Source organism: Methylobacterium sp. WL120, assembly GCF_008039465.1.
GTDB lineage: Bacteria > Pseudomonadota > Alphaproteobacteria > Rhizobiales > Beijerinckiaceae > Methylobacterium > Methylobacterium cerastii.
Genome location: NZ_VRUT01000060.1, coordinates 1 through 21,118 on the forward strand (window position 1 = coordinate 1; position 21,118 = coordinate 21,118).

The following is a 21,118-nucleotide window of genomic DNA, read 5'->3' on the forward strand; positions in this document are numbered from 1 at the left end:
GGTCGGGGCTCGGGCGCGTCGTGGCCGTGGCGCTCGGGCGTGCGGGCTATGCCATCGTGCTGGCCGGGCGGCGGCGGGCGAGCCTGGATGCGGTCGCGGCGGAGATCGAGGCGGCGCTGGTCGTCGAGGCGGACGTCACTGATCCGGCGTCCGTGGAGCGGCTGTTCGCCCGCGTCGCCGAAGTGCATGGGCGGCTCGATCTGCTGTTCAACAATGCGGGCATCTTCACCCCGGCGGCGTCGATCGAGGCGGTGTCGCTGGCGGATTGGCACGCCAGCGTCGAGACCAACCTCACCGGTGCCTTCCTGTGCACGCAGGGCGCGTTCCGAATGATGAAGGACCAGGATCCCCGCGGCGGGCGGATCATCAACAACGGCTCGGTCTCCGCCCACGTGCCGCGGCCGCACTCGGCGCCCTACGCGGCCACCAAGCACGCGATCACCGGCTTGACGCGCGCGACCTCCCTCGATGGGCGCCCCTACGACATCGCTTGCGGCCAGATCGACATCGGCAACGCCGCGACCGAGATGACCGACGGCTTCGCCGCAGGCGTGCGCCAGGCCGATGGCTCGATCCGCCAGGAGCCTGTGATGGACGCGTGCCATGTCGCCGAAGCCGTCCTCTACATGGCCGGGCTGCCGCTCACGGCCAACGTCCAGTTCATGACGCTGACGGCGACGACGATGCCGTTCATCGGGCGCGGTTGAATCGCGCGTCCCGAAGCTTCGGCGCGCGCGACGACGGGTTTTTGCCAAGCGGCGGCCGGGCGCCTAGAGGATGGCGCGAAGGTCCCGCGCGTCCGCGCGCGGGCCGAACCGAATTCCAAGTGACCGACCCGCGACCCGGGTCCGAGAGCCGTTTTCACGATGCTGATGCAGCCGCAGACCAAGATCGAGGCGAAACCGGCCGCCGACCCGGTGGCGCGGCGGCGCACCTTCGCGATCATCTCGCACCCCGATGCCGGCAAGACCACGCTGACCGAGAAGCTGCTGCTGTTCGGCGGCGCGATCCAGCTCGCGGGCGAGGTCAAGGCCAAGCGCAACCGCGTCTCCACCCGATCGGACTGGATGGGCATCGAGAAGGAGCGCGGCATCTCGGTCGTCACCTCGGTGATGACCTTCGAGTACGGCGACTGCGTCTTCAACCTGCTCGACACGCCGGGCCACGAAGACTTCTCCGAGGACACCTATCGCACGCTGACGGCCGTCGATTCGGCCGTGATGGTGATCGACGCGGCCAAGGGCATCGAGGCGCGCACCCGCAAGCTGTTCGAGGTTTGCCGGCTTCGCGACATCCCGATCGTCACCTTCGTGAACAAGCTCGACCGCGAGGCGCGCGAGCCCTTCGAGCTGCTCGATGAGATCGAGAAGACGCTGGCGCTGGACGTGGCACCGATCACCTGGCCGATCGGCCGCGGCCGCAACTTCGCCGGCACCTACGAGCTTGGCGGCAACCGGGTCCGCCGGTTCGATGCGGCCGACGACGCCGGGACCGAGTCCGTGGCAGGATTCGCCGACCCGCTGTTCGACCGGCTGCTCACAGAGAACGGCGAGGCCGACGCATGGCGCGAGGAGGTCGAGCTGGCCGAGGGCGGCCTGAAGACCTTCGACCTCGACGCGTTCCGCGAGGGCCACCTCTCGCCGGTGTTCTTCGGCTCGGCCCTGCGCAACTTCGGCGTCCGCGACCTGATCGACGGGCTCGCCCGTTTCGCGCCGCCGCCGCGCGGGCAGGATTGTGACAAGCGCACGGTCGCGCCGACCGAACCGAAGATGACCGGCTTCGTGTTCAAGATCCAGGCGAACATGGATCCGAACCACCGCGACCGGATCGCTTTCATGCGGGTCTGCTCGGGCCAGCTCCGGCGCGGCATGAAGGCGAAGCTCGTGCGCACCGGAAAGCCGATGTCGCTCTCCGCGCCGCAATTCTTCTTCGCCCAGGACCGCGCCATCGCCGACGAAGCCTTCGCGGGCGACGTGGTCGGCATCCCGAACCACGGAACCCTGCGCATCGGCGATACGCTCACCGAGGGCGAGGACATCGTGTTTCGTGGCGTCCCGAGCTTCGCCCCGGAGCTGCTGCGCCGGATCAAGCTCACCGACGCAATGAAGGCGAAGAAGCTCCGCGAGGCGCTGCAGCAGATGGGCGAGGAGGGCGTGGTCCAAGTCTTCGTGCCGCAGGACGGCTCGGGTGCCATCGTCGGCGTCGTCGGCGCGCTACAGCTCGACGTGCTGAAAGAGCGGCTGCAGGGCGAGTACGGGTTGCCGATCGACTACGACGCGACCCGGTTCTCGGTCTGCCGCTGGGTGTCGTCGGATTCGGAGGTCGAACTCGACAAGTTCGTCGACTCGCACGGCTCGGCGATGGCGAAGGACCTCGACGGGGCGCCGGTCTTCATGGCGACCACCGCCTTCTCGCTCCGCTACGAAGAAGAGCGGTACCCGGCGGTGCGCTTCACCGACATCAAGGACTATCAGAAGCGGCAAGCATGAGGGTCTGAGCCGCTCAGCCTCGCCCTAGAACTTCCCCAGCATCGGGAAATCGACGCTGAGCGTCGATTCCGAGGCCATCGGCGCTTCGCGCTTGCGCGGCTTGCGGTTGAGCACCTGCTTCAGCTTGGTCTTCAGCACCGCCATGTCGAACGGCTTGAGGATGAAGGCGTCGGCGCCGGCCTGGTGGGCGACGTTGATGTCCTCGAAGTCGAACGACGCCTCGGTCAGGATGAAGGGCGTGTTCATCAAGTCGTCGTCGCCGCGGATCTCGCGCAGCAGGGTGAGGCCGTCCATCGGCTCCATGTCGAGGTCGGAGATGACGAGGGCGTACTTGCGCTGCCGCAGGCGCTCGAGCGCCTCGACGCCGCCGGTCACCCCCTCCACGTCCGCGAATCCGATGCGGTTCATCAGCATCACGATGAGACGGAGGAGCTTCTCCTGGTCGTCGACGATGAGGATCGGTGGCGTGTCGGTCATGACATCGTCTGCGACATGGATCCGGGAGGGAGTCGGGGATCGGACGGTCAGCTTGAGCCCGAGGTATGAAAAAACTGCTTCGCGGCACCGCGTGCGCCGAATCCGACAGTCTTGATCCCGATCAGATGAAGAGGTGGTCGATGCCCTGCTTCGACATCTCTTCGGTCTGCAGTGCGAGCGACAGCGCGTGGATCGCGCTCGCCCTGGGCGTGCCGCGCTGGAACATCGGCATCAGGTTCGCCTTGGCGAAGTGCACGTCGTTCGTGGGCGAGCGAATGCTGCTCCGGCACGAATTGACGAACTCGCGCTTGGTGATCTCGCGCCACTCGCAGATCTGCACGTCGCGGTGGCGGTCGTCGGCGAGGATGCGGTTGAAGGTCTCGTGCACCGAGGTACGCTCGCCCTCGATCACCTGGGCGGCGAAGGTCTGCTCGACCAGCAGGAAGCTGGTGATCACCGAAAACTCGTTCTTCTTCTGCGCATGCCGCGTGATCTCGCCGACCTGGCCGGCGCGGATCTGGACATCCGACGACAGGGCCAGCCGCGAGAAGTAGATCAGGTGGACGAGGCTGGTTCGCTTGGCACGCATGGGGACTCCCGTCCGGAGGACGCCGTCCCGTTCTAGCCTGTCGCCGATAAGGGCCGGTAAACGCTGCCCACCCGGCAGAAGATGCCGGGGAGGACACGTCGCGGCGGTGCGTTCCTGCCGGGTTCGGCGGTCCGCATCCAATGAAAACAACGACTTGGCCGTGGCACGCCGGTTGCGGATCGACACTCGATCGGGCGAGTGCCGTTTGGGCGCCGCCTTCCCGGGAAAGACGGCGCGTCATGGACATCTTCACCGCGTTGCAGACGGCGGTCTCGGGCCTCAAGGCCCAGTCCTACGCCATCGACAACATCTCCGGGAACATCGCGAACTCGCAGACCACCGGGTACAAGCGCATCGACACCAGCTTCGTCGACCTGCTGGCCGAGCAGACGCCGAAGCACGAGGTCGCCGGCACGGTGCTGGCGCAGTCGCAGCTCACCAACAGCATCCAGGGCAACATCGCCTCGTCCAGCGTCACGACCAACATGGTGATCAACGGCGACGGCTTCTTCACGGTGATGGCCAAGACCGGCGACGCCAACGGGCAGACCAGTTTCTCGGGCACACCGGTCTACACCCGCCGCGGCGACTTCGCCCCCGACAAGGACGGCTACCTCGTCAACGGCGCCGGCAGCTACCTCCAGGGCCAGAACTACGATGCGGCGACGGGGCAGGTGTCGAGCACCGGCCCGATCAAGATCGCCAACCAGACGCTGGCGGCCAGGCCGACCACCACGATCACCTACGGCGCCAACCTGCCGGCGGCGCCGGCGACGGCCAACTCGTCGACCACCAAAAGCTCGCTCTACGCACCGACCGACACCAGCGTGCTCGTCACCGACACCACCGGTGCCGCGACCGCGGGCAAGAAGGTCCTCGCCGCGAACGCGCAGGACTTTGTGAACAGCAGCATCGCGGGTCCGGCGCTGACCGCCTACACCACCACCGGCGCGCCGGTCGCGGTCAACACGCGCTGGGCGAAGATCCAGGATGCCGCCACCGGAAATGCGAGCGCGACGCCGCCGACGGCGGACAAGCCGGCGATCTGGAACCTGTTCTACGCCTCCGACAGCTCCGTCGCCCTGAACAAGAGCGACTGGGTGAACGCCGGCACAGGCTTCACCTTCGACGGCAGCGGCCAGCTGGTGCAGCCGTCCGGCGGCAAGGCGACCATCACCGACCTGACGGTGAACGGGACCAACCTCGGGAGCGTCGGCCTCGCCTTCGACAAGACCACGCTGACCCAATACGCCGCCTCGTCCGGCGCGGTGACGACGAACGCGCTCACGCAGGACGGATACGCCTCCGGGACCCTGAACTCCGTCGCGGTCGGGAGCGACGGCAGCATCATGGGGGCGTTCTCGAACGGCTCTTCGGTGAAGCTCGCCTCAGTCGGGGTCGCCCGCTTCATCAATCCAGACGGGCTGAAGCCGCTGTCGAACGGCACCTACGCGCAGACGCTCGATTCCGGCGTGCCGCTCGCAGGGCTCGACGGCTCGGCGGTGGTCGGCGCCAGCAACGAATCGTCGAACACCGACATTGCGAGTGAATTCTCGAAGATGATCGTTACCCAGCAGGCGTACTCTGCCAACACGAAGGTGATGTCGACCGCGCAGACGATGATGTCCGACCTGCTCAACATCATCCGCTGAGGACGGGTCGTTCCAGCGCGGCAGAATAAGAGGGGATCTTCGGCGACATGCCTCTGAACGCGCTCCAGACGGCCACCGCGGGCCTGAAGGCGACGCAGACCGCCATCGGGCTGGTCTCGCAGAACGTCGCCAACGCGGGCACCGCCGGCTACGTCAAGCGGACGATCGCGACGGTCTCGTCCGGGCCCGGCAACTCGGGCGTCGCCGTCGGCGCGATCACCCGCAGCTTCGACGCGGCGGCGCTGAAGCAGCTCCGCCTCGAGACCGCCGGCTCCGCCTACACCAGCACCAAGGCCGACGTGGCCGGTCAGGTCGGCGCGCTGTTCGGCACGCCGGGCAGCGCGACCGCGCTCGACGGCCTCCTGAACGGCTTCACCGGCTCGCTGCAGAACCTCGCCGCGAACCCGACCTCGGCCGCCGCCCGAAGCACGGTGCTCAGCACCGCCTCGAACCTCGCCAACTCCATCAACGGCATCGCCACGGGGGTCCAGGCCCTGCGCAGCGGAATCGAATCGAGCCTCGGCAGCCAGACCGCCAGCGCGAGCGCCCTGCTCGGCGGCATCGCCGCGCTCAACGTGAAGATCCAGTCGACCACCGACGACCTGACGCTCGCCGACCTCAAGGACCAGCGCGACCAGAAGGTCACGGAGCTGTCCGGCTACCTCGACGTCCAGACTACCGAGCAGCGCGACGGCACCCTCTCGATCACCACCAGCTCCGGCGTGAACCTCGTCAGCGGGAGCACGGCGGCGACGCTCGGCTTCGACGGGCGCACCACGCTCGGCCCCAATGCCACCTATTCGACGGATCCGACCCAGCGCAGCGTCGGCACCGTCACGGCGACGACGCCCGGCGGCGGCAAGATCGACCTCGGCGCGCCGGGCGTGCTGCGCTCCGGGTCGATCGCCGCCAACCTCGAACTGCGCGACACGACGCTGCCGCAGGTGCAGCGCCAGCTCGACGACCTCGCGGGCGGGATGGCGAGCGCGCTCACCGACACGAGCACGTCCGGCACCATCGACGACACCGGCGCCACGATCGACCTCACCGGGATGCAGCCCGGCAACACGCTGACCCTCACGGTGAAAGCCGCGAACGGGTCCATGCGCAACGTCATCCTGGTCGCGTCGAAGGGCGCGACGGCGTCGGTGGACCCGAGCCAGACCGACGACGGCACCGCGATCACGCAGGCTTTCGATCCCGCCAAGGGCCTCGTCGGCGTTCAGGAAGCACTCGCCAAACTGAACTTGGGACCCGGTGCGGCGCTGTCGGCAACCGCCAGCGGCGCCAAAGTGACCATTCTGGGCAGTGGCGGTCCCAATGTGGTCGCCGCCACCGCGACGAAGACCGTGCCGGCGAGCGCCACCGACTTCTCCTCCGCCTACCCGCAGATCGCGCTGTTCGTCGACGGGTCGAGCAAGGGCCTGTTCACCGGATCGTTCGATGCCGGCTCGCAGCTTACCGGCTTCGCGCAGCGCATCACGGTCAACCCGGGGCTGACGGCCAACACCGCGATCCTGACCGCGCCCGGCGCCACGAACACCGGGACCGGCGCCACGCGGGCGCAGTTCGCCTTCGACGCGCTGACCACCGCGCAGCAGACCTTCTCGTCGTCGAGCGGGATCGGCGGCGTCGCGGCGCCCTACGCCACCAGCGTCATCGGGTTCGCCCAGGACGTCATCGCCGCCCAAGGGGCGGCGGCGGCCGACGCCGCGAACCTCGACGCCGGACAGAGCGTGGCGCTTTCCACCGCGCAGGGTCGGTTCGCCAAGAGCGCCGGCGTCAACGTGGACGAAGAGATGTCGAACCTCATCGCCCTGCAGACGGCCTATTCCGCCAACGCCCGCGTGCTCACCGCCGCCCGCGACATGCTCGACACCCTCCTGCGGATCTGAGGGACACCATGACCACGATCAGCCCCTTCGCCGCCGGCACCTACGTCAACACGCGCTCGACCTCGCAGCTGCTTTCGCTGAAGGGCCAGCTCGACACCCTCTCGACGCAGCTCTCCACCGGCCGGACCGCGGAGACCTATTCCGGTCTCGGCGCCGGGCGCACCAGCAGCCTGACGGCGCGCGGGACCCTGAGCGCGCTGGACGGCTACGATGCCGGCATCGCCAGCGCGCAGACGCGGGTCACGCTCGCCTCCACCAGCCTGCAGCAGATCGCCAAGCTGACGGCCGACCTTCGCGGCGGCCTCGCCTCGAACCTGCAGCCGGCGACCGGAACTACGGTCACACCGCAGCTCGCGCAAGCCAGCCTCGACGGCGCGCTCGACGCGCTGAACCAGAGCGCGGCCGGACAGTACCTGTTCGGCGGCCGCGCCACCGACGCGGTTCCGGTGAAGTCGACGGACGTCATCCTGAACGGCGACAAGACCACGACACCACCGCAGGACGGCCTCGTCACGTTGGTCCAGGACCAGAAGAAAGCTGACCTCGGGACTGGCATGGGCCGTCTTGAGCTAACTGACAACCTGGTCAACAACACCTTCCGGTTTTCGGAGGATACGTCGGATAAGACCGGCGAGACGCGCGCGAACTTCGGGTTTCGCATCGCCGCGACGCCGACAACCACCGGGGCGATCAAGGTAGATTAGAAGCAAAAAGGCACTCCCGCGGTATTGACCAACCTCGACCATGCTCCGGTTGCGGGCGAAAGCTTCCGTGTCACGCTTAACCTCAAAGACGGCAGCCAAAAAACTTACGACTTCACGGCGAGCGCCTCCGCTCAAAAGGTCGCGAGCCCCGATTTTCCAGTCTTTGAGACGGACCCTTTGGATCCCGCAGCGGCTGCGGGTAAAGCGAGGGACGCGCTGATCGCTTTCGCTGGCAAGGAGAACACCATTGCCAGCATACAGGGCGGCAATACGCCCACGCTGACGGCGACCTTCGACGGCGGCGCCTACGCCGCCTACGACATCAGTCTGTTGAGTCAGCCGAGTGCCGGCGACAGCATCACGGTCCAGTTGGCTCTCCACGACGGCACGACGACCAGCGTGACCCTCACCGCAACGAATGGCACCGCTTCGACCGGATCGTTCGCCATCGATCCCAATCCCACCACGACCGCGGGCAACCTGAAGGCCGCCCTCGCCACAGCCTTGGCGGCCGCCGCCGCCGGGCCGCTTTCCGCGAGCTCGACCGTGCGCGCCTCGCAGGACTTCTTCTCAGCCACGACAGCCTCCGGCCAGGCTCCGAAGCGCATCGACACGACCGGCGCGACGCCGACCTACAAGGATGCGGCCTTGACCAGCACCGTGATCTGGTATCAGGGCGACGCCGCGAACACCGACCCCCGCGCCACCGCCTCGATCCGCGCCGGGGCGAACCTCGACGTCGCGATCGGCGCGCGGGCCAACGAGGTGCCGATCCAGAAGGCGCTCGCGGGCTTTGCCGCGCTCGCCGTCGACGGCCTCGCCGACCCCAAGGCCACCACCACCCCCGGCCGGCTCGCCGCCTTGAGCAGCAAGACCTACGATCTCCTGGGCAAGGCGTCGAACGATCCGAGCCTGGAGGCGATCGCCACCGATTTCGGCCTCGCCGCCAGCACGTTGACCTCGGCGAAGTCGCAGAACGCGGCGACCCGGCTGACGTTGCAGAACGTCGTCGACGGCGTCGAGAGCGCGCCGATCCAGGAGGTGGCCGCCAAGCTGCTCGAGGTCCAGAACCGGCTTCAGGCGAGCTACCAGATCACCTCGTCGCTCTCGAAGCTGTCGCTCGTGAACTACATGAGCTGACGCGGTCGCGAACCGGATCGCTGGAAGGATTGATCGACGCCGAGCCGCCGGCCTATCGTGGTGCGAAGGGCCGCGCCCCGCTGCCCGGCGCGGCCCTTTGTGAGCTGCGAACCGCCGGGGACGACATGTCAGAGCAGCACCGGTCGTCGACGAGAACGGGCACCTTCGCCGGACCGCGGCGCGTCGGACTGCTCCTGGTCGGCATGCTTTCGCTGTCGCCCTGCGAGGCCCGCGATCTGGAGAAGGCGCCGGCGCGGGAGACCGCGCAGCCTTGTCCGGGATACGGCGCCGGCTTCGTGCGCACGCCGGGCGGCTCGACCTGCGTGCGGGTGTCGGGTCGGGTCCGCGCCGGCGCCGACCTCGCCATCGGCCGAGACGTGACCACGGCGCCGACGGCGGCCGGGCGCTTCGCGATCGACGCCCGCACCGAGTCCGATCTCGGCCCGGTGCGGACTTATGTCCGGATCGGCAATGGGCGCCGGTGACGCGTCTACAGGTTGCGTGAGAACGTCAGCGGCCCGCTGGCCGTGCCGCGGCCGTAAGGGGAGGGCGCCCGCGACGGTTGGCCGTAGACGCTCGGCGTGCTGGCCCGGCCGAGGTCGGCCGCGAGCGACTTGATCAACCCCTCGGACACCGTCCGCGCCGTGCCGAGCACCGCCTGGTTGGCCTCCACGGCCTGCGTGAAGCGGCGGTGGGCGCCCTTCAGCAGCTCGACGCCGGCCGGCGCGAAGCGCGCGAGCGCGACCGCGTTGGCCTTGGCCACCTCGAGCCCCTGGAGGTAGGCCCCGGCGAGCGCCGCCTTGGCCTCGGCCTCCGCGAGGCCCTCGCGCAGGCGCCCGACGCGGACATGGCCGGTCTCGGCCGCGAGCACCGCCTCCAGCGCCTGCATGGTCGACATCACCGCGCCGACCAGCGCGTCGGCGCCGGCGCGGTCGGCGACCCGGAAGGAGGGATCAAGCCGCACGGCCGGCCCCCGCGACGGCGCCGGCGCCGCCCTGCATCTTCATCATCTCGGAGAACACCTGGTTGGCGATGCCGACGCCGCCGCTCTTCATGATCTGGCCGGCATATTCCTTGGTCAGCATCGAGCGGTAGACGCCGCCGCCGGTGCCGTTCTCGCCGAGCGGTCCGTCGGTCCCCTCCGACTGGGTCAGCCGGTCGAGGGAGGATTCGAGGAACATCGACTCGAAGTCGTTGGCGGTCTTGCGCGCCTTCTTGGAGGCCGCCTCCGTCGAGGCCTGGGCCGTCTTCGAGGTGGTTTCGGCGATGGCGCCGGTGATGGCCTTGCCGACGCCGACGGCGGCGGAGACCGCGAAGGTTGCGAGTGGCAGCATGGTCTAGGTTCTCCGATTCGGGTGGACGTTGGTGATCACATCAGCTCGATGTCGGCCTGCAGCGCGCCCGCGGCCTTGATCGCCTGCAGGATCGAGATCAGGTCGCGGGGGCCGACGCCGAGGGCGTTGAGGCCGTCGACGAGGTCGCGCAGCGTCACGCCCTCCTTGACCAGGGCGAGCTTGTTGCCGTCCCCGGTGTCGACCTTGACGCCGGTGCGAGGCACCACTGCCGTGCGGCCGTTCGAGAGTGGGGCAGGCTGGCTCACCTGCGGCTGCTCGGTGATGGTGACGGTGAGGTTGCCCTGGGCGATCGCCACCGTGGAGACGCGCACGTCGCGGCCCATGACGATGATGCCGGAGCGCTCGTCGACCACGACCCGCGCGGTCTGGTCCGGCTCGACCTTGAGCTGCTCGATCTCGGTGATGAGCCGGATCATGTTGCCGTTGTACTTGGCCGGGATCTGGATCGTGACCGTGGCCGGATCGGTCGGCTCGGCGGTGTCCGAGCCCATGAAGTCGTTGATCGCGGCCGCGATCCGCTTCGAGGTGGTGAAGTCGGGGTTACGCAGCGACAGGCGCAGGGAGCGCGCGTCGGTAAGCTTGAACGCGATCTCACGCTCGATGTTGGCGCCGTTGGCGATGCGCCCGTTGGTGGGGACGCCGCGGGTGATCTTGGCGGCGTCGCCCTCCGCCGAGAAGCCGGCGATGGCGACCGAGCCCTGCGCTAGGGCATACACCTCGCCGTCGGCGCCGAGCAGCGGCGTGACGAGGAGGGTGCCACCCTGCAGGGACTTCGCGTCGCCGAGCGACGAGACCGTGACGTCGATGCGCGTGCCCTGTGCTGCGAAGGGCGGCAGGCTCGCCGTGACCATCACTGCGGCGAGGTTCTGCGTGCGCATGGTGGCGCCGCGGGTGTTGACGCCGAGGCGCTCCAGCATCGCCTGCAGTGATTGCTTGGTGAAGGGGATGTTGTTGAGGGTGTCGCCGGTGCCGTTGAGGCCGACGACGATGCCGTAGCCGACGAGCTGGTTGGCGCGCACGCCCTCGATCTGCGCGAGATCCTTCACCCGCGAGAGCGCCATCGCCGTGCTGCCGCCGAGCACGAGCAGGGCGATCGCCAGGACGAGGCGCAGGATTTCGCGGATCTGGGCGTGGCGCTTGGGCATGCCGGGCTTCGTTGGAGTTGCGGACATCCGGTATCCTGCCAGCGCCGTGCCACCTCCGCGCAAAATCTAAGTCTTTGATCCAATACGATTTTGTGAGAACGAAGCCTGGCCTGGAGCGCTCGCGTCCCTCGCGTTTCCTGCCGACCCGGCAGGTTCTGCCGAGGCATTTACCCGGTGTTAACCCTGCTGACCGGAAGGTCGGCTCGGGCGCATTCCGCCCGTAGGGTCAGCGAAGCGATGCGCGTCGAGAACCGTCCGGGGGCCGTGGGGACGACCTCCGTCGGGGGCACGCGCAAGGGCGAATCCGGTCCGAGCTTCCAGGTCGGCGCCGGGCCGGGCGCGCAACGCAGCGCCGGCACGGGCGCCACGACCACGCTTGCCGGCCTCGACACGATGTTGATGCTGCAGGGCCAGCCCGACACCCCACACGAGCGCCGCCGCCGTTCGGCCAGGCGGGGCCACGACCTGCTCGACGGGCTCGACCGGCTCAAGGCCTCGCTCCTGTCCGGCCGGGTCGCGACCCACGAACTCCTTACCATTGCCGGCCGCCTCTCCGAACGCGCCGAGTCCTGCGGCGACCCGCGCCTCGACGGGCTGATCGCCGACATCGAACTGCGCGCGGCCGTCGAGCTCGCCAAGGTCGAAGCCGCACGCGGCGCCTGAACGCCGCGCAGGGTTGACCGCACGGTGCACCCATGGCTCATACCGTCGCTGGCACCCCTGACTCCGTAGCTCAGCTGGATAGAGCAGCCGCCTTCTAAGCGGCAGGTCGAAGGTTCGAGCCCTTCCGGGGTCGCCACGCCAACCTGCTCACCAGCGACCGCGTCCCGGCGCTCACACTGACCCGACCTCTTCGAGATCGAGCGTCAGGGTGGCGCGCAAAACGACCTTGCCGTTCTGGTCCCGGACGATCGCGAGGTAGTCCTGGCGGTCGGTGACCGCATCGAGTAGTTGCGCCACCCGCCGCATCACCTGGACCAACCTGGCTTGCGCCGCCGTGATGTCGGGCAGGTCGAAGCCCTGGGTGTCGCGAACGAAATTCGTTCCATCGTGAAGGTCGATGTAGAACAGCGGCAACCGACGCACCTACCGTGGGAACCGCCTGCTACGTACACCGAGGAGGGGTTGCGAGGTACGGCTACGTAGTCGCAGGTTGCATCATAGGCTTCGCTCGACGCGTTCCTCGATCTCGGACAGAGAGAGCGCGACTTGCCGCGGTGGACGCTCGCGAATGCCGCCGGTCGGTCGGCTTCTGCACCGGCGTTTGCGAAACCATCCCGCAACAAATCTCTTGAACTTTCGAAGGGCGCGTTCGTGAGCTTCCGCGTTCTTCAGGCCGACGGGCCGCGTTTCGCGTGCTCGGGGGTAGGAGGCCTAATGGGTTTGGCGCGATGACGGATGCACGCCTCGACGAGGCTCGAGCCCGACTGCTCACCATTTCCGACATGCCCGGCTTGGTTGCGGCCCTGCGCGAGACGGCGCGTTCTATCGCGGAGTCCGACGGGATCGCCGTGGTGCTGCGGGACGGCGACTTCTGCCACTACGTCGCCGAAGACGCGATCCGCCCGCTCTGGCGCGGACGTCGGTTCCGCCTGGAGGCGTGCATCTCCGGTTGGGTGATGCTGAACCGGCAGATGGCGGTCATCCACGACATCGAAGCAGATACCCGTCTGCCGGTGGCGGCGTACCAGTCCGCCTCGATGCGCAGCCTGGTGATGATGCCGATCGGCTCGCCGGAGCCCTCGGCCGCGCTCGGCGCCTACTGGAGCGCCTGGGTCGAACTCGACGACGGCACGATCGGACGCCTGCAGGCCTTGGCCGACATGGCGACCGAGACCATGGTGCGGCTGCAGGCGGCCGACTACGCCGTCGTCCCCCGCGAGCCGGCGCTCAGCGCTTGAGCGCGGCGCCTAAGATCGAATCCGGTCTCGTGCCGGAACGTCGCATCCTACCCTGGGTTGGTCGAAGCGTGCATCACGCCAACCACTAGGGAGAAACGCCATGAAAGCGCTCACGCTCGCCCTCGCCGGAACGCTGCTCCTCGGATCGGTCGCCCTTGCCGCCGAGGGTGGTTCGGGCACCACCAAATCCGGCACCATGAACAGCACAGGCCCGAACGATGCCGGCGCGGGCTCGTCCCCGGGCGCGGCAGGCAGCGGGCCGACCTCTGGCGACAGGAGCCGCTCCGGCACGTCCAACAGCACCGGCGCCAACGATGCCGGCGCCGGCTCGACGCCGGGCGCATCCGGCAGGGGCACCAGCGCGCCCACCCGCTGAGAGCGGGTTCGCCCCGTGGGATCGGTCGGCCGGCCGGCTGATCGCTAATGCAAAAGGACTTTTGCGAGGCCGAACCTCGGCGCCGCGGGAGGCGGTACACGGAGCATTGGAGTGCCGAACAGGCTCCGTAATCGCGATTCCTGTTGATCGACACGGACGCGTCCTCCGGACAGCGCCTGGAAAACCGAAACCATCGCGCTCCCCGATCGCCGACGAGGCGATACGATGTCGTGTGTACGGAACCGTCCGACGGGGAACGCTCCCTGACAGACGACGTTCTAGCGGGGAAGCGCGGCTGTTCGCGCCCGGGTTCTCTCAGCATGCCGACGCCTTCCCCCGGTCCCCGAAGCGCGTCGTCGGAGGACGGGTCGGTCGTCTGGATGCTGATGCTGGGTTCGGCGCTGATCGCCCTCGTGGCGGCGCAGACGCGGAAGGGCATGCCGGAGGCGACCGCCACCGCGGATCCAGCTTTCGAGCCGCGGCCGCAGCAGCGGGTCGCGCCGAACGGGCAGGCCGGCGCCCGGTCGCATTCCGGCCGGTCGGCGCAGCGCGTCGCCGACACCCAGCCCGAGCGCGGCCGGGCCGCCACCGATCCCACCCAGATCACGGCCGCCGGCTGGAAGGACGTCGCGGTTCGCACGTTCCTCGAGTTCAACAAGGACCGCGTGCTGTCGGTCGCCGCAGGCGTCACCTTCTACACCCTGCTGTCGCTGTTTCCGGCGGTGGCGGCGCTCGTCTCCTGCTACGGGCTCTTCGCCGACGTGAACGTCATCAACGATCACCTCGCCAGCCTGCAGGGCGTGCTACCCTCGGGTGCGATCGAGATCATCGGCGACCAGGTCAAGCGGATCGCCGCCAAGGGCGGCGGCACCCTCGGGTTGACGTTCTTCACCAGCCTTGTGCTGTCGTTGTGGAGCGCGAATGCCGCGATGAAGGCGATGTTCGACGCGCTGAACGTCGTCTACGAGGAGCAGGAGAAGCGTAGCTTCGTCATGCTGAACCTGCGCTCGCTCACCTTCACCGTCGGCGCCCTGGTGTTCACGATCTTCGCGCTCGGCTCGATCGTGGTGCTGCCGGTGGTGTTCAACTTCATCGGTCTCAGCGAGGGCGCCTGGTATGTCGCGGCCCTGCGCTGGCCTGCGCTGGTGGTCGTGCTGCTCGGCGGCCTGTCGCTGCTCTATCGCTACGGCCCGAGCCGCGAGCGCGCCCGCTGGCGTTGGGTCGGGGTCGGCAGCGTCGTGGCGGGCCTGCTCTGGCTCGTGGCCTCGCTGCTGTTCTCCTGGTACGTCTCCAGCTTCGGCAATTATAACGAGACCTACGGCTCGCTGGGCGCCGTGATCGGCTTCATGACCTGGATCTGGATCTCCTCCACGATCGTGCTGCTCGGCGGCGAGATCAACGCCGAGATCGAGCATCAGACCGGTCAGGACACCACCACGGGACCCGCCCTGCCGCTCGGCGAGCGCGAGGCGCGCATGGCCGACACCGTCGGCGCGGCGGCGTGACCGGCTCGCAGGCGCGGCCGCCCGGCCTCATATCGCGCCGACATCCACAAGCGGAGGATACGATGAGCGGATCGGATACGATGTCGGCGCCGGAGGCCCGGAGCGAGGCCGAGTGGAAGGCGACGCTCACGCCCGAGCAGTACCGGGTGCTACGCGAGCACGGCACCGAGCGCGCCGGCACGAGTTGCCTGCTCGCGGAAAAGCGCCCGGGCACCTTCACCTGCGCCGGATGCGGCACGCCTCTCTTCGTCAACGAGACCAAGTTCGAATCCGGAACCGGCTGGCCGAGCTTCTTCGAGCCGCTCCCCGGCGCAGTCGAGACGCAGGTCGATCGCAGCCACTGGATGGTTCGCACCGAGGCGCATTGCGCCCGCTGCAAGGGGCATCTCGGCCACGTCTTCGACGACGGCCCGGCGCCGTCGGGCCTCCGTTACTGCATGAACGGAACATCCCTCGCGTTCACGCCGAAGGAGCCGGCCTCGGGAACGGTCTGAGGTGGGATAACGAGCGGCATCCAAGGTCTTGCGGCATCCCGGTCTTGATTTCGTCGGCTTTTTGCTTAGTCCCTAAGCGGATCGACGTGCGGCGAAGGCCCTTTCCTTGGCGGACGACAGGCACGCGCCGGAAGGATCGACGCGCGGGACGGCCGGGCGTTTTAACGCTTCGCCCGGCCTCCCCTGCGGTCTTCGCCGCACGAAGCAGTGCGGGCGGCATCTCCGGCGGTCGCCGGAGCGTCCTTGAGCGGAGGTTGAGTATGAGCGTCGTCCGGCGGTTTCTCGTGGCACCGGCCCTGGTGCGTCTGATCCGCAAGGAGCGCGGCGGCGGCCGAATCACCGAAGGCTACTTTGCACCCCAGGGCGGGCGGACCTCGTTCGTCCGGGTCGACGGGCAGCAATGCCACCTCGTCCTGGTGACCAAGGATGCACAGGGTGCGGCCGCCGAGGAGCGGACCGACGTTCCCCGCGCCCACGGCGACGCGCTGCTCGACGTCTGCTCCGGCAAGGCCGCCTACGACCGCACCGCGGTGTCGCTCGGCGCGAAGGAGGCGATCATCGACCGCTACGTCAGCCCGGGCAGCCTCGATCTGGTCAGCGTGAGCTTCGACGAGCCCGGCGAGGCCGCGGCCTTCAGCGCCCCGGCTTGGTTCGGCCGTGACGTGACGGACGACGCCACGTTCGATCGCCAGGCGCTGGCGCTCCAGGGCATCCCGTCCACGGGCGAGATCGGCCTGAGCAACGCGGCGCTCGACGCCGTCCTCGATCTGATCGAACCGCGCTTCGGCTTCGGCCGCTACGGCGCGAATGCGCGGACCGGCGACAAGCCGGCCGAGAAGGACGGCGTCGTCGACGCGCTGCGGCGGATCGCGGGTTCCGGCGCGCCGGCTGTAGCAGCCCCGGCGGCTGCCGCTTCCGCCGCGCCCGTCGTCGAGGCGCCACCCGCTCCCGAGCCGGTAGCCCCAGAGCCGGCTGCGCCCGAACCCGAGCCCGCCCCGGCGCCGGCACATGTCGCGTCGGCCGAGCCTGAGCACGCCGCCGAGGCCCAGCCGCAGGACGCGCGGATCGACGACGTGATCGAGAGCCTGTCGCAGGCGCTCGGCGCAGCGATCCAGCAGCCGCCGCAGGAGCCCGCGGGCGACGATCCGGCCTCGACCTTCGAGCGCTGGACCGTCCGTCCCCGTCGGACTCAGCAGACCTGAGCGATAGACCGCTTTTACACTGATCGTTCGACGTCCGAGGACCGTCGCCGCAGCTGCGGCGGCGGTCTTCGCCGTTCGGGGCCGCCGCTACGGGTCAGCGACGGATGACGACGCTCGCCCCGCCGTAGCTCCTGGCCAGGCTGAACAGGCGGCTGGCATGGCCGGGCGCCAGGCGGACGCAGCCGTGGCTGGCGCGGCGGCCAAGCTGCCCGACCGAGTAGGTGCCGTGGATCGCGTAGCCGCCGCGGAAGAACATGGCGTGCGGCATCGGCGAGCCGTGATACTTGTGCGAGCGCCACATCGGCGCCATCAGCCCGACCCGGAAGTTGCCGTTCGGCGTCACGTAGCCGCTACGCGCCGTCGAGACCGGCCAATCGTGCGAGAGCGCGCCGTTGACGTAGACGCGCATGCGCTGGCGGGACTGGTCGACCTGAGCCACGATCCCGGCGCTCGCCGGCAGGGTGAGGGCAAGGCAGAGGAGGCCGCCGGCGGCGGCGAGGGCGGCACGGATCTGGGGCACGATGAAGCTCCGGCAATCAAGCAATCCGGCCGATGGACGACACCGTCCGGCGTCGATGTCGACGCGACCGCTACGACTTCAGTGCCCCCTGTACTCTGCCGCGAAAAGGCCGTTTTTCCTGTAGGAACAGGTTTTTGTCACGGGTTCGGCGTGTGGAAATACTCAGCCGCCGTTGAGGCTTGGAGCCAACTTCGCTAGCCTCCGGCAAAATGGGAGGGTGCACGGCAAGCGTGCACGGGCGAAATCATGGCGCAGGCGATGCACGGTTCGACGAGCGTGGCGGGGACCGCGAAGGCGGTCGCCCCGGAGCCCTGGTACAAGGTGCTCTACATCCAGGTGCTGATCGCGATCGCGCTCGGCATCCTGCTCGGCTACGTCGACCCCGGCTGGGGCAAGGCGATGAAGTGGCTTGGCGACGGCTTCATCGCCCTGATCAAGATGATGATCGCGCCGATCATCTTCTGCACCATCGTGCACGGCATCGCCTCGATCGGCGACCTGAAGAAGGTCGGTCGCGTCGGCCTCAAGGCGTTGATCTATTTCGAGGTCGTCTCGAGCTTCGCGCTGCTGATCGGCATCGTCGTCGGCGAGGTCGTCCGGCCGGGCGCGGGCTTCGGCGCCGACCTGTCCAAGCTCGACGCCAAGGCGGTCGAGAGCTACGCCAGCAAGGCTGCCGCCGACTCCACCATCGCGCACATCCTGGGCCTCATCCCCAAGAGCTTCTTCGACGCGATGGCCACCGGCGACCTGCTCCAGGTGCTGCTGATCTCGATCCTCACCGGCTGCGTGCTCACCGGAATGGGCGCGAAGGGCGAGGCGATCACCAACGGCATCGACGCCGCCGGCCAGGTGTTCTTCCGCATCATCGGGCTGATCGTGAAGCTCGCTCCGATCGGGGCCTTCGGCGCGATGGCCTTCACGGTCGGCCAGTACGGCATCGGCAAGGTCGTCGACCTCGCCTGGCTCGTGGGCACCTTCTACACCACCTCGCTGCTGTTCATCTTCGTCGTGCTCGGCGGCATCGCGGCGTTCTGCGGGTTCTCGATCTTCAAGTTCCTCGCCTACATCAAGGACGAGCTCCTGATCGTGCTCGGCACCTCCTCGTCGGAGACGGTGCTGCCGCACATGATGACCAAGATGAAGCGCCTCGGCGCCTCGGACTCCGTCGTCGGCCTGGTGATCCCGACGGGTTACTCGTTCAACCTCGACGGCACCAACATCTACATGACGCTCACCACCCTGTTCCTGGCGCAGGCGGTGGGTGCGGACCTGACCTTCGGCCAGTATGCGACGATCTTCCTCGTGGCGATGCTGACCTCGAAGGGCGCCTCCGGGGTCACCGGCGCCGGCTTCATCACCCTGGCCGCGACGCTTGCCGCGATCCCGGGCACCCCTGTCCCGGTGGCGGCGATGACGCTGGTGCTGGGCGTCGACAAGTTCATGTCCGAGTGCCGCGCCCTGACCAACCTCATCGGCAACGGCGTCGCGACGATCGTCGTCTCGCGCTGGGAAGGCGAGCTGGACAAGGCCAAGCTCAACCAGGTGATGGCGCACCCGATCTCCATCGGCACGCACATCTCCGACGAGACGCCCGAGCCAATGACGGTCCAGAGCGGCCCGGCCGCGCCGAAGATCGCCGCCGCGGAGTGAGCGGGTCGCGCACCGGGGCGGTCTTCCGCCTCGGGATCGATCTCGGAGGCACGAAGATCGCCGGCATCGTCCTCGATGCCGGCGGTTTCGTTCTGGCGGAGGCTCGGGTGCCGACGCCGCGGAACGACTATGCCGGCACGGTGCGGACGGTCGCGGAGCTCGTCGCCCGGCTCGAGGTGGAGGCCGGCTCGCCCTGCACCGTCGGCGTCGGGATGCCGGGGGCGATCTCGCCGGCGACCGGCCTGGTGAAGAACGCGAACTCGCACTGGCTCAACGGGCGCCCGTTCGGCGCCGACCTCGAAGCCGCGTTCGGGCGTCCCATCCGCATCGAGAACGACGCCAACTGTCTCGCGGTGTCCGAGGCGGTGGATGGCGCGGGCGCCGGGTCGAGCCTCGTCTGGGCTGTGATCCTCGGCACCGGCGTCGGCTCCGGCATCGCCTGGGACCGCCGGCCGCTCGCCGGCCGCGGCCGCATCGCCGGCGAGTGGGGTCACAACCCGCTGCCGAACCCGGACGACGACGAGCGGCCCGGGCCGGCCTGCTATTGCGGGCGCCACGGCTGCATCGAGACCTGGGTGTCGGGGCCGGCGCTCGCCGCCGACCATGCCCGCCGCACCGGTATCACCTGCTCCGGCGAGGCCGTCGTCGCGGCGATGCGCGCAGGCGAGGCCGGCGCGCGGGCGAGCTTCGCCGCCTATCTCGACCGCCTTGGCCGCGGTGTCGCCCACGTGGTCAACATCCTCGATCCCGACGTGGTCGTGATCGGCGGCGGCCTCTCGCGGGTCCCGGAACTGATCGGCGGACTGCCGGCGGCGACCGCGCCGCACGTGTTCTCGGACCGCTTCGACACGCCGATCCGCGAAAGCCTGCACGGCGACGCCTCGGGCGTGCGCGGCGCTGCGTGGCTGTGGGATGCCGAATAGGCGTCGTGCTTAAGAAAAGGCGCTTGCCACAAGATGCGATCGAACATAAAGATATCTTTATGTCTCATGATCGCGCCCAGACGGCGGCACCGGTCTCCTTCCCCGACGCCCTCGGTGTGCTCCGTGCGGCGGCTGAGGAAACGCGCCTGCGCATCCTGGCGCTGCTGTCGGAGGGCGAGCTCTCTGTCTCCGACCTCACCGACATCCTCGGCCAGTCGCAGCCGCGGATTTCGCGCCACCTCAAGCTTCTCGTCGAGGCCGGGCTGATCGAGCGCCACCGCGAAGGGGCTTGGGCGTTCTTCCGCTTGTCCGAGACCCGGGCCGGCCTCGTCGATCCACTGATCGCGGGGCTCGCACGCGACGGCGCACCGCTCTCCGAGGATCGCGCCCGGCTCGATGCGGTCCGCAACCAGCGGGCGGAAACCGCCAAGACCTTCTTCGCGCGGCTCGCGCCGAAATGGGACGAGCTGCGCTCGCTCCACGTGCCCGAGGCCACCGTCGAGGCGGCTGTTTTGGCGGCGCTCGGTCCGCGCCCGGTCCGCAGCCTGATCGATCTCGGCACCGGCACCGGGCGGATGCTCGGGCTGCTGGCGCCGCTCGCCGCCCGCGCGACCGGCCTCGACTCGAGCCACGCCATGTTGTCGGTCGCCCGCGCCAACCTCGAGCGGATGGGCCTTTCGCGGGTCGACTTGCGCCAGGGCGACATCCACGCGCCGCCCTTCGCCCGCGGAAGCTTCGACCTCGTGGTGGTGCATCAGGTGCTGCATTACCTCGACGAGCCTGGGCGCGCCCTGCGTGAGGCGGCCCGCCTCGTGGCGCCGGGTGGTCGGATGTTGGTGGTCGACTTCGCGCCGCACGACTTGGAGTTCCTACGCGAGTCGCAGGCTCACCGCCGCCTGGGCTTTGCCGCCGACCAGGTCTCGGGCTGGCTGTCCGAGGCCGGGCTCGACACCGAGGTGACCCGCGACCTCGCTCCGACGGACCGAGCCCAGCTCACCGTCACCCTCTGGCTCGCGGCGGACCGCCGCGCGATGCCCGAGGCCATCCGACCCGAGCGCGCCGTCGCCTGAGGCGGCCAGATATCAGTGACGATCGTCTGAA

The 21,118-nt window shown here is 68.9% G+C and carries 23 protein-coding genes and 1 tRNA gene; 17 read left to right on the top strand and 7 right to left on the bottom strand.

The genetic code is table 11. The features are described from left to right. Both FV229_RS12955 and FV229_RS12960 read left to right on the top strand, forming a co-directional pair. Nucleotides 1-707, top strand: a 707-nt coding sequence (locus tag FV229_RS12955; protein WP_147752381.1) for an SDR family oxidoreductase, incomplete at its 5' end; no start/stop codon positions are given. A 159-nt stretch (nt 708-866) separates the two neighbouring features. Beyond that, a complete protein-coding gene (locus FV229_RS12960; protein ID WP_147752382.1) occupies nt 867-2,489 on the top strand; it encodes a peptide chain release factor 3 in 1,623 nt (540 codons plus the stop codon). A gap of 24 nt (nt 2,490-2,513) precedes the next feature. Here FV229_RS12960 and FV229_RS12965 read toward each other — a convergent pair whose 3' ends face one another. Beyond that, on the bottom strand, nt 2,514-2,966 hold the full coding sequence (locus FV229_RS12965; protein WP_147752383.1) for a response regulator: 453 nt from the start codon (nt 2,964-2,966) through the stop codon (nt 2,514-2,516). A gap of 121 nt (nt 2,967-3,087) precedes the next feature. After that, nucleotides 3,088-3,555, bottom strand: coding sequence for a BLUF domain-containing protein (locus FV229_RS12970; protein WP_147752384.1), 468 nt, complete (start codon nt 3,553-3,555; stop codon nt 3,088-3,090). Between the two features lie 239 nt (nt 3,556-3,794). Between FV229_RS12970 and FV229_RS12975 the strand changes: the two genes are divergently transcribed. The 5 genes from FV229_RS12975 (at nt 3,795) to FV229_RS12995 (ending at nt 9,431) form a co-directional block, all read left to right on the top strand. Continuing rightward, nucleotides 3,795-5,207, top strand: a complete 1,413-nt coding sequence (locus tag FV229_RS12975; RefSeq protein WP_147752385.1) for a flagellar hook-basal body complex protein — start codon at nt 3,795-3,797, stop codon at nt 5,205-5,207. Nucleotides 5,208-5,254: 47 nt separating this feature from the next. Next, the gene (gene flgK, locus FV229_RS12980; protein ID WP_147752386.1) at nt 5,255-7,102 is read left to right on the top strand and encodes a flagellar hook-associated protein FlgK; all 1,848 of its coding nucleotides are present in this window, start codon (nt 5,255-5,257) and stop codon (nt 7,100-7,102) included. 8 nt (nt 7,103-7,110) lie between these two features. Further along, entirely contained in the window at nt 7,111-7,806 is a 696-nt protein-coding gene (locus FV229_RS12985; protein ID WP_147752387.1) for a hypothetical protein, read from the top strand. 24 nt (nt 7,807-7,830) lie between these two features. Further along, the gene (locus FV229_RS12990) at nt 7,831-8,946 is read left to right on the top strand and encodes a hypothetical protein (protein WP_147752388.1); all 1,116 of its coding nucleotides are present in this window, start codon (nt 7,831-7,833) and stop codon (nt 8,944-8,946) included. 125 nt (nt 8,947-9,071) lie between these two features. Next, on the top strand, nt 9,072-9,431 hold the full coding sequence (locus FV229_RS12995; protein ID WP_246688177.1) for a porin: 360 nt from the start codon (nt 9,072-9,074) through the stop codon (nt 9,429-9,431). 5 nt (nt 9,432-9,436) lie between these two features. On the opposite strand, the gene FV229_RS13000 is transcribed toward FV229_RS12995, so the two are convergent. The 3 genes from FV229_RS13000 to FV229_RS13010 are packed head-to-tail and all read right to left on the bottom strand — an operon-like array spanning nt 9,437 to nt 11,446. After that, complete coding sequence (locus FV229_RS13000) at nt 9,437-9,910, bottom strand: hypothetical protein (RefSeq protein ID WP_147752389.1); 474 nt, start codon at nt 9,908-9,910, stop codon at nt 9,437-9,439. Beyond that, a complete protein-coding gene (locus FV229_RS13005; RefSeq protein ID WP_147752390.1) occupies nt 9,900-10,280 on the bottom strand; it encodes a rod-binding protein in 381 nt (126 codons plus the stop codon). Before FV229_RS13005 ends, FV229_RS13000 begins: the two co-directional genes overlap by 11 nt. A 35-nt stretch (nt 10,281-10,315) precedes the next feature. After that, entirely contained in the window at nt 10,316-11,446 is a 1,131-nt protein-coding gene (locus FV229_RS13010; protein ID WP_147752405.1) for a flagellar basal body P-ring protein FlgI, read from the bottom strand. Nucleotides 11,447-11,683: 237 nt separating this feature from the next. Between FV229_RS13010 and FV229_RS13015 the strand changes: the two genes are divergently transcribed. Both FV229_RS13015 and FV229_RS13020 read left to right on the top strand, forming a co-directional pair. Then, nucleotides 11,684-12,109: a flagellar assembly protein FliX gene (locus FV229_RS13015; protein ID WP_147752391.1), complete on the top strand. Its 426-nt coding sequence runs from the start codon at nt 11,684-11,686 to the stop codon at nt 12,107-12,109. A 59-nt stretch (nt 12,110-12,168) separates the two neighbouring features. After that, nucleotides 12,169-12,245 (top strand) — tRNA-Arg (locus FV229_RS13020). 35 nt (nt 12,246-12,280) lie between these two features. Here the strand turns inward: FV229_RS13020 and FV229_RS13025 are convergent. Next, nucleotides 12,281-12,523 carry a hypothetical protein gene (locus FV229_RS13025; RefSeq protein WP_147752392.1) on the bottom strand — a complete coding sequence of 81 codons (243 nt, stop codon included), beginning with the start codon at nt 12,521-12,523 and terminating at the stop codon, nt 12,281-12,283. A 368-nt stretch (nt 12,524-12,891) separates the two neighbouring features. Here FV229_RS13025 and FV229_RS13030 point away from each other — a divergent pair, with 368 nt between their 5' ends. The 5 genes from FV229_RS13030 (at nt 12,892) to FV229_RS13050 (ending at nt 16,924) form a co-directional block, all read left to right on the top strand. Next, nucleotides 12,892-13,347, top strand: coding sequence for a GAF domain-containing protein (locus FV229_RS13030; protein WP_246688178.1), 456 nt, complete (start codon nt 12,892-12,894; stop codon nt 13,345-13,347). A 100-nt stretch (nt 13,348-13,447) separates the two neighbouring features. Further along, nucleotides 13,448-13,723 carry a hypothetical protein gene (locus tag FV229_RS13035; RefSeq protein WP_147752394.1) on the top strand — a complete coding sequence of 92 codons (276 nt, stop codon included), beginning with the start codon at nt 13,448-13,450 and terminating at the stop codon, nt 13,721-13,723. Nucleotides 13,724-14,043: 320 nt separating this feature from the next. After that, the gene (locus FV229_RS13040) at nt 14,044-15,228 is read left to right on the top strand and encodes a YihY/virulence factor BrkB family protein (protein ID WP_187273743.1); all 1,185 of its coding nucleotides are present in this window, start codon (nt 14,044-14,046) and stop codon (nt 15,226-15,228) included. Nucleotides 15,229-15,290: 62 nt separating this feature from the next. Next, nucleotides 15,291-15,722, top strand: a complete 432-nt coding sequence (gene msrB, locus FV229_RS13045; protein ID WP_147752395.1) for a peptide-methionine (R)-S-oxide reductase MsrB — start codon at nt 15,291-15,293, stop codon at nt 15,720-15,722. 260 nt (nt 15,723-15,982) lie between these two features. Continuing rightward, a complete protein-coding gene (locus tag FV229_RS13050) occupies nt 15,983-16,924 on the top strand; it encodes a hypothetical protein (protein ID WP_147752396.1) in 942 nt (313 codons plus the stop codon). Nucleotides 16,925-17,018: 94 nt separating this feature from the next. On the opposite strand, the gene FV229_RS13055 is transcribed toward FV229_RS13050, so the two are convergent. Then, complete coding sequence (locus FV229_RS13055) at nt 17,019-17,444, bottom strand: L,D-transpeptidase (RefSeq protein ID WP_246686247.1); 426 nt, start codon at nt 17,442-17,444, stop codon at nt 17,019-17,021. 258 nt (nt 17,445-17,702) lie between these two features. Between FV229_RS13055 and FV229_RS13060 the strand changes: the two genes are divergently transcribed. From FV229_RS13060 to FV229_RS13070, 3 genes are read left to right on the top strand one after another with little or no spacing between them, the layout of a single operon-like run. Continuing rightward, nucleotides 17,703-19,094: a dicarboxylate/amino acid:cation symporter gene (locus FV229_RS13060; protein WP_147752408.1), complete on the top strand. Its 1,392-nt coding sequence runs from the start codon at nt 17,703-17,705 to the stop codon at nt 19,092-19,094. Further along, a complete protein-coding gene (locus tag FV229_RS13065) occupies nt 19,091-20,017 on the top strand; it encodes an ROK family protein (protein ID WP_147752397.1) in 927 nt (308 codons plus the stop codon). Before FV229_RS13060 ends, FV229_RS13065 begins: the two co-directional genes overlap by 4 nt. Nucleotides 20,018-20,076: 59 nt before the next feature. Beyond that, the gene (locus tag FV229_RS13070; RefSeq protein ID WP_147752398.1) at nt 20,077-21,087 is read left to right on the top strand and encodes a metalloregulator ArsR/SmtB family transcription factor; all 1,011 of its coding nucleotides are present in this window, start codon (nt 20,077-20,079) and stop codon (nt 21,085-21,087) included. The last annotated feature ends 31 nt before the right edge of the window (nt 21,088-21,118 follow it).